Origin of the sequence: Coleofasciculus sp. LEGE 07092, from assembly GCF_015207375.1 — a bacterium.
Classification (GTDB): Bacteria; Cyanobacteriota; Cyanobacteriia; order Cyanobacteriales; family Coleofasciculaceae; genus LEGE-07092.
This window is the reverse complement of record NZ_JADEWY010000273.1, coordinates 1-1,922: the sequence shown is the minus strand read 5'-3', so window position 1 is coordinate 1,922 and position 1,922 is coordinate 1. Positions and strand designations below refer to the sequence as shown.

Below are 1,922 nucleotides of genomic sequence, written 5' to 3'. Positions count from 1 at the left end.
CTTATTGACAATAAAGACTCATGACCCCCGACTCCTTCAATCAGGATAAGCTTGACTATTTTCCGTTAATTTTTGGGTCGAAAAAGAGAAGAATTAACCGGATAAAATATAATAGTTCTGACAAGATTGAGGGAAAAAGCTGAGAGTCAACTGGCGCTCATCCGTTAAGTTGACAATTTGTTTGACTCCCTGAATAAAAACGAGATGAATACCCTGAAAAGTTTGAAATATCCAACGTAACGTCGGGCGGTCAGTTAATTTCCCTAACTGATTTTTAAGTCCAGTATTTTCCTCAGATAACTTCAACCGAAGTTGTCTTTGTCCAAGGGAATAAACTAAGAGGCATAACCCCATCAGCATCGCCATAGTTTCAATCCTTTGCGGAGATTTGAGAAAGACAGAATCGGCAAAAAAAAATGGGTCTTTGAGAAAAGCAAAGCCTCTTTCGGGAGCTTGTTGCTCTTTATATTTCCGTAAAATACCTGCCGAAGTTAGAGATGAGTAATCTAAACGATTCGTCGCTAAAACAAATCGTCCGGCTCTTTTTTCCAAGGCTTCGATTTTCTTCTCATCTGGCTTGAGAGAGCCAGTTATCTGATAAAGAACTCTGAGCTTTTTTGACTGACTTTTATTTCCTTTCTTGCCTGGAGCAGATGGAATTTCAATGACTTGGATTTGCTCAAGTTGATGAAATTTTAATTTTTTCTCGAATTCGTTAACTCTTGCCCTAGCTTCCTCTTCACTCTCAAATTCTTTTTTGAACAGCTTGACTAATTTCTTTTCGGCTGCTCCTTCTTCTTGTTTAATCTTCTTCTCTAGTTTTTCTAAATTTGAAGCTTTTCTTTGTTCACTTTCTACGACTAACCATCTTTGTTCTACTCCTCCATAGTTGCTCTTCACTTCCACCCATGAATATCCGGGGATTTCACTGACGTTGAGTTGTTCTGATGAGATTGAGCTGACTAGGTTTCTGGCTTCTTTAATCGATAAGGGGACTCGACATAACCATTCAATTCCTGACATTAATTTCAAGTTCTTGTCGGTGTATAAGGCACTATCACTCACTATCATTGTCTCAAAATTTACCTGAGACTTATAGTAGGAGGCGATTTGACCAAAAGCCGCTTTATCAGTTTCGTTGCCATCTGCTACTCTTATGAATAAGGGAACATCTCCATCCCCACTTACTATTAGATCTAAGATAAATTGCTTTAAATCGGCTCGACGGTCGCGGGAATAACCGTGAGTGATTTGGATTGGCTTTGGCTGAGAAACTGGGCTTTCTTCTTGATTATTTGATGAGGAGATTGAGAGAGGGATTAATTCCGGCTTATATTTTCCATGAAGGGAAAATGACGTGGCATCTAGGTGAGAAAATTCCGTCGATACTCCATAGTGACTCTGGGCAGCTAGGGCAATGATTAAAAAGAGGTTTGATAATCCATAGGAGTAAAGTTCATCCATTACTCGTCCGATTTTATCATCATTCAAATGCTTGGCTTCTATTCCTTCCCCTAACAGATGTTCTGTGGCTTTATCTTTGAAAAACTGCGAAAATAGATATAAAGGTCTTGAGACAAATCCTAATCCATTTAAAATGATGGCTTTGACGACTTGTCCTGCCGTTAGCTTTTCTCTCTTGTCTATTCCAAGAGTCTTATTGATGATATCTTCTATTCCTATTTCATCAATAATTCCAGCTACCAATCCTAGATGATTTATTGTTTCAACTTGAATGTCCATTGATTTTACCGCCGTTGATGCGTTGCCCAGTTCTTCATATTGTCCCTCTTGGCTGTTGATTCATTGAGTCAAATCTTGGCTCCGTTAATTAACTAAGTATTTTTACTCAGCCAATACCTCGTTTTAGCGAGCGCCCTTCATACTTCAGTTATACTACATTTTGAAGTGCGGAATGTGGG

Annotated in this window: 1 protein-coding gene; it reads right to left on the bottom strand. The window is 38.9% G+C overall.

All coding sequences use genetic code 11. From position 1 onward, the window contains the following. Positions 1–93 precede the first annotated feature (93 nt). Positions 94–1,743 carry an IS1634 family transposase gene (locus IQ257_RS29455; RefSeq protein WP_193933505.1) on the bottom strand — a complete coding sequence of 550 codons (1,650 nt, stop codon included), beginning with the start codon at positions 1,741–1,743 and terminating at the stop codon, positions 94–96. Positions 1,744–1,922 lie beyond the last annotated feature (179 nt).

Bases quoted from the DNA above. Each gene is read 5' to 3' on its own strand.
- IQ257_RS29455 (WP_193933505.1), bottom strand. From the start codon at position 1,743: ATGGACATTCAAGTTGAAACAATAAATCATCTAGGATTGGTAGCTGGA.